The organism is Gordonibacter pamelaeae 7-10-1-b, assembly GCF_000210055.1.
Lineage (GTDB): Bacteria > Actinomycetota > Coriobacteriia > Coriobacteriales > Eggerthellaceae > Gordonibacter > Gordonibacter pamelaeae.
On record NC_021021.1, the window covers coordinates 2,064,021 to 2,069,767 of the forward strand.

6 protein-coding genes are annotated in these 5,747 nt (G+C 68.7%); 4 read left to right on the forward strand and 2 right to left on the reverse strand.

Features of this window, described 5'->3' with window-relative positions; all coding sequences use genetic code 11:
• Positions 1-173 precede the first annotated feature (173 nt).
• Both GPA_RS20400 and GPA_RS09515 read right to left on the reverse strand, forming a co-directional pair.
• On the reverse strand, positions 174-296 hold the full coding sequence (locus GPA_RS20400) for a hypothetical protein (RefSeq protein ID WP_015539734.1): 123 nt from the start codon (positions 294-296) through the stop codon (positions 174-176).
• A gap of 74 nt (positions 297-370) precedes the next feature.
• Positions 371-1,099, reverse strand: coding sequence for a polyphosphate kinase 2 family protein (locus GPA_RS09515; protein ID WP_015539735.1), 729 nt, complete (start codon positions 1,097-1,099; stop codon positions 371-373).
• Positions 1,100-1,128: 29 nt separating this feature from the next.
• Here GPA_RS09515 and GPA_RS09520 point away from each other — a divergent pair, with 29 nt between their 5' ends.
• From GPA_RS09520 to GPA_RS09535, 4 genes are all read left to right on the forward strand, one after another.
• Entirely contained in the window at positions 1,129-2,415 is a 1,287-nt protein-coding gene (locus GPA_RS09520; protein ID WP_083809038.1) for a M20/M25/M40 family metallo-hydrolase, read from the forward strand.
• A gap of 6 nt (positions 2,416-2,421) precedes the next feature.
• On the forward strand, positions 2,422-3,771 hold the full coding sequence (locus GPA_RS09525) for an MFS transporter (protein ID WP_015539736.1): 1,350 nt from the start codon (positions 2,422-2,424) through the stop codon (positions 3,769-3,771).
• A 229-nt stretch (positions 3,772-4,000) separates the two neighbouring features.
• Positions 4,001-4,411: a DEAD/DEAH box helicase gene (locus GPA_RS09530; RefSeq protein WP_015539737.1), complete on the forward strand. Its 411-nt coding sequence runs from the start codon at positions 4,001-4,003 to the stop codon at positions 4,409-4,411.
• Between the two features lie 150 nt (positions 4,412-4,561).
• A partial coding sequence (locus GPA_RS09535) for a CCA tRNA nucleotidyltransferase (RefSeq protein ID WP_083809040.1) occupies positions 4,562-5,747 on the forward strand: 1,186 nt, incomplete at its 3' end.

The window sequence follows — 5,747 nt, forward strand, 5'->3', positions numbered from 1 at the left end:
GGGATATTGTCGATACTCGGCCATAGCTCCCTTTCGGATGGACGAATGCCGGGCTACGCGCGGGGCCTCGCCCGCCGTCTCCAGACCGTTACCATAATAAGCAAACGCCCCCGGAATGGGGGCGCGGTGCCTCGAAAACGCTCATATTTCACGAAGCGGCGGTTCCAGCGGAGCTACTTCTTCTTCATCTCGTCGATGAAGCCCTTGGCGATGAATACGACGATGATAAGAACGATGATGGCCACGATTACCCAAATTGCCCACATGGGAATCTGCATTCCGAAAAGTTCCACCATGGTGGCTACCCCTTTGTCCAAGCACGCCGAAGCATGCGGTTCGATTCCGATCGTCTGATCATGGTAGCGCTATCTCACTTTTCGCGCAAGCGCGCTTCCAGCGCATCGTTGATTATTTTAAGGGCCTTGACGCGGGCGTAGCGCTTGTCGTCGCTCTCCAGCACCATCCAGGGCGCGAAAGGCGTGGACGTCAGGCGGAACATATCCTCGATAGCCGCCTTGTACTGGGGGTACTTATCGCGGTTGCGCCAATCCTCGTCGGTGATCTTCCACTGCTTCGCCGGATCCTGCTCGCGGTCGCGGAAGCGGCGCAACTGCTCCTCGGGGCTCACGTCGACCCAGAACTTCAGCAGGATGGCGCCCCAGCGCACCAGCTCGCGCTCGAACTCGTTGATCTCGTCATAGGCACGGCCCCACTCGCTCGGCGTGGCGAACCCCTCCACGCGCTCCACGAGCACGCGGCCGTACCAGCTGCGGTCGTAGATGCCCACGTGGCCGGCCTTCGGCAGACGCGTCCAGTAGCGCCAGAGATGCGGGTGCAGGAGCTCCGGCTTCGTGGGGGCGGGGCTCGGGAACACGGTGTAGGCGCGCGCGTCGAGCGCCTGGGCCACGCGCTTGATGTTGCCGCCCTTGCCCGCGGCATCCCAGCCCTCGTACATGACCATGAGGGGGATGCGCTTCTGGTACATCTCCATCTCCAGCTTGTTCAGACGCTCCTGCTCGGCCTTGAGCTGGCGCTTGTAGTCCTCGGGCGCCAGCGCCAGCGCGTGGTCCACCGCATCGAGCGCGGGGTAGTCGTCCATGATGACGAAGCGCGAGGCGCGCGGGGCGCGTGCGGAGGCCTCGGCGGCCTCCTCCCGATGCCGACCGCACGGCCTTCGACGGGTTCGTGCCCGCGCTGCGCCGGCTGTACCCGGCCGTGTTCGAAGCCTGCGAGCTGGAGCTGATCGACGGCCGCGGCATCTCGCTTCTGTGGAAGGGCGCCAACCGCGAGCTCGCGCCCATCGTGCTCATGGCACATCACGACGTGGTGGACGCGGACCCCGTCGGCTGGACGCACGACCCGTTCGCAGCGGACATCGACGACGGCCGCATCTACGCGCGCGGCGCGGTGGACACGAAGTGCGTGTGGGCCGGCCTCATGGAGGCTGCCGAGCGCCTGATAGCCGAGGGGTTCACGCCCCCACGCGACGTGTACTTCTTCTCGTCGAACACCGAGGAGGACGGCGGCGACACGGCGCCCCACATGGTGGAGCACCTGCAGCGCATCGGGCGCGTGCCGTACATGGTGGTTGACGAGGGCGGCGCGGTCATCGACAACCCGCCGCTCGGCGTGGACATCCCGTTCGCCGTGGTGGGCGTGTCCGAGAAGGGCGTGTTCAACGCGAGCATAACCACGAACGCCGACGGCGGCCATGCGGCCACGCCCACGCTCCAGGACGCCACGGCGAAGCTCGTGTCGGGGCTGGACGCGCTGCAGAAGAACCCGCCGCGCGCGGCGCTGTCGGCCCCGGTGGCGGCCATGCTGCGGGAGTTGGCCTCGCACGGCAGCTTCGCGCTGCGCATCGTGTTCGGCAACCTCTGGCTCTTCCGCCCCCTGGTGGTGCGCATCATGAAGGGCAACCCCGAGACGGCCGCCATGGTGCGCACCACCTACGCGCTCACGCAGCTCGCGGGGGCGCCGGCCCACAACATCATCCCCAAGCAGGCCAAGGCCACGGTGAACGTGCGCGTGGACCCCGGCGAGGACGTGGCGGCGGCCCTCGCGCGCATCGAGGAGCGCTTCGACGGCCGCACGGAGTTCTCGACCTTCGAGGTGAGCGAGCCGTCGCCCGTGTCGCCGTTCGAGGGCGACGCCGCCTTCGACTACCTGCGCCGCGCGATAAACGCCGTGTACCCCGAGGCCGGTATCGCGCCCTACGTGCAGTCCAGCTGCAGCGACGCGCGCCACTTCGCGCGCGTCTGCCCGCGCACGTACCGCTTCGCCGGCTTCCTGTTCAAGGGCGACCAGCGCGCCCGCATCCACGGCCAGGACGAGAACCTGGACGTGGACAGCTTCAAGCGCGGGGTGGGGTTCTACGTGGAGTTCATACGGCATCTCGACCAGTTGGGGAAATGAGGAACCATGGCCGATCAGGGGCGTAAGCAGGGGAAGTTCTTCTACGGGTGGTGGATCGTCATCGGCGGCCTGCTGATCATGGCCACCTGCTACACGGTGTTCGTGAACTGCATCCCGCTGTTCCAGACGCACATCGTGGAGGACCTGGGCCTCACGGTGGGGCAGTTCAACACGGGCGTGTCCATCACCACCGTGGTGGCGGTGTTCGCGTCGCTTGTCATCGGCAAGCTCACGGACAAGTGCTCCGCGCGGGTGCTGGGGGCGGTCACGGTGCTCACGAGCTCGGTGGTGCTCGTGGGATTGTCGCAGATCACCGCCGTGTGGCAGCTGTACGCGCTGTGCGTGGTGGCGGGCATGGTGGTGGTGGCCGGCACGCGCCTTCTGGTGTCGGTGATCATCTCGAACTGGTTCACGCTGAAGCGCGGGCTGGCCGTGTCCATCGCGCTTTCGGGGTCGGGCATCGGCGGCGTGATACTCTCGCCGGCCACGAGCGCGATGATCGAGGCGTCCGGCTGGCGCGCGGCGTTCCTGCTGCTGGCCGTGGTGTGCCTCGTGGCGGCCCTGCCGCTGGCGGTGGCGGCGTTCCGCACGCGCCCGAGCGAGAAGGGCCTCGAGCCCTACGGTGCCGGGCAGATCGAGCAAACGAAGGCCGACCGCTCGCCCGACGAGCCGGTCACGGTGGCGGTGGGGTGGAAGGCGCTGCGCCGGAGCGCCGCGTTCTGGCTGCTGGTCGTGGGCTTCGTTGCCATGGGCATCACGAACGGGTGCATCATCACGAACTCCATCGCCAACATGACGAGCGTGACCGTGGGCGGCACCGAGGTGGTGACCGGCGGGCACTCCACGCTGTGGGCGGGTTCCGTGTGGTCGTTCTACCTGGCCGTGGTCATCGTGGCGAAGGTGGCGCTCGGGGCCATCTACGACCGCTGGGGCATGCGCATGGGCACCATCCTGGGCACGGTCACGTCGGTTTTGGCCGGCGTCATGCTGCTGTTTCCCGCGACGGACTGGGGCCCCATCCTGGCCTGCCTGTTCTTCGGGTTCGCCACGTGCATGGGCACGGTGGCGCCGCCCATCATGGTGGTGAAGGAGTACGGCAAGAAGGATCTGGGCACGGTTACGGGCATCGTGACGGCGTTCGAGCTGTTGGGAGCGGCCGTGGGCGCGGTGGTGTCGGGCGTGATGTTCGACGCGTACCTGTCGTTCGCGCCGGTGTGGATCATGGTGATCGCGGCGAGCGTGGTCATGGGGCTCGCGCTGCTGGCGTCCATCCCCGCCGCGCGCCGGCTGGTGGAGCGTCGCCGGGCCGAGGGCGCGCCCGAGCTGGACGCGGAGGGCTTCGAGATCGCGGCGTAGAGGGCGTCCTGCGGGAAAGCGCCGGCTGCGGCTGCGCTGCGGGCCTGGCCGCGAGGCGCGGGTTGGAGGGGGACGGATGGCCGTCCCCCTCCTCTCGTTTTGCGGCAGGTGCTCGCGTGCGTCCTAAAGGTTTCGCAACGGCCGGGGTGACAGGGCGCCTTGCGCGGCGCATATGCGGTAAGATGGGCGGGACCGTACGACGATAGCCGGAAGGGGGCGACGGGCTGCCATGGACGAGGGAAACCGTGCCGAGGACGAGGCCGCGCACGCTGCTGCAGCGGGCGCGGACGACGGGGCCCGCCCGTCTCCGGACGCCCTCATGCGGTTTTCCGAAGCCGTGCGCGGGTGGTTCCTCGACGCGTTTCCGGCGGGCGCCACGCCCGTGCAGGAGCAGGCGTGGGAGGCGGTGGAAGACGGCGAGAACGCGCTCGTCATCGCGCCCACCGGCTCGGGCAAGACGCTGGCCGCGTTCCTGTTCGCGCTCGACGCGCTCATGCGCGAGAAGGCACGCCCCGCTTCCGCGAGGCCGCCGCGTGGCGTGCGCGTGCTGTACGTGTCGCCGCTCAAGGCGCTCGGGGCGGACTCTATGTGGCGGGTGCGGGGGCAGGCGGCGGCGCAGGCGGGCTTCGGCCTTCGATAATGCAACGGTGGGACTACTTCAAGAGAGCGCGGGAAACAAGGCCCCACGGATTCACCTATACTAGTAGGGGCAACAAAGGACGACGCAGGGAAAAGCAAGGCGGGCAAGGGCGCTCCCCCTCAGGGAGCATAGGCGGGATAGGAGATCGGCATGGAGGAACCCGGACAACTTGGCGACGGGCTGGCAGAGCGGGGGCAGGCTCGCAGTGCTGCCCCCGGAGGCCCTTGCCCCGTCACGATCCCCCTGCCCCCGCAGGCCGCCTTCGCCCTCGCCGCGCTCGAGGAAGCCGGCTTCGAGGCATGGTGCGTGGGCGGCTTCGTGCGCGATGCGCTGCTCGGGCGGGCGTGCGCCGACGTCGACGTGGCCACCGACGCGCCCTGGCAGGAGGTGCAGCGCGTGTTCGAGGCGGCCGGCTGCCGCACGCACGAGACGGGCACGGCGCACGGCACGCTCACCGTAGTAGTGGAGCAAGAGGCGCTGGAGATCACGACCTACCGGGACGACGGCGTCTACGCGGACGCGCGGCACCCCGAGGCCGTTTCCTTCGTCCGCACCATCGAGGAGGACCTGGCCCGCCGCGACTTCACTATGAACGCGCTGGCCTACCATCCAAAACGCGGCATCCTCGACCCGTACGGGGGCGTGGCGGACCTCGAAGCACGCACGATACGCGCCGTGGGCGACCCCGCTCGCCGCTTCTCCGAGGACGCGCTGCGCATCCTGCGGGCATGTCGGTTCGCCTCGCAGCTGGGGTTCTCCATCGAGCCTGCCACCTACGCCGGCATGATGGCGAACAAGGGCCAGCTTCTGCGCATATCGGCCGAACGGGTGACGCACGAGCTGGAATGCCTGCTCTTGGGCGCGCACGTGCACGACGCCCTCATGGGCACGGTGGACGTGCTGGCCGCGGTACTGCCCGAGCTGGTGGCGTGCAAGGGCTTCGAGCAGCGCACGCCCTACCATGTATACGACGTGCTCGAGCACACGGCGTTCGTCGTGCAGAACACCCCGCCCTCCCCCCTCGTGCGCTGGGCGGCGCTCTTCCACGATATGGGGAAGCCGGCGGCGTTCTTCCAGGATGCGGACGGCACGGGGCACTTCTACGGCCATGCGAAGATCAGCGTGGAGCTGGCGCGGGCGGCCATGGGGCGGCTCGCACTCTCGCCGGCCTTCGTCGGGCGCGTGCTGACGTTGGTGAAGCATCACGACGACGTGATAGAGCCCACGCCGAAAGCCGTGAAGCGGGCCCTCGCCCGCCTGGGCGGCGACGTGGGGCTGTTCCGCGCGCTCTGCGACCTGAAGCGCGGCGACGCGCTCGCCCAGGCACCGCGGTGCG

What these genes read in the sequence shown, in the direction of transcription:
- GPA_RS20400 (WP_015539734.1), bottom strand. Translation starts at nt 296, where the DNA reads ATGGTGGAACTTTTCGGAATGCAGATTCCCATGTGGGCAATTTGGGTA.
- GPA_RS09515 (WP_015539735.1), bottom strand. Translation starts at nt 1,099, where the DNA reads ATGGACGACTACCCCGCGCTCGATGCGGTGGACCACGCGCTGGCGCTG.
- GPA_RS09525 (WP_015539736.1), top strand. Translation starts at nt 2,422, where the DNA reads ATGGCCGATCAGGGGCGTAAGCAGGGGAAGTTCTTCTACGGGTGGTGG.
- GPA_RS09530 (WP_015539737.1), top strand. Translation starts at nt 4,001, where the DNA reads ATGGACGAGGGAAACCGTGCCGAGGACGAGGCCGCGCACGCTGCTGCA.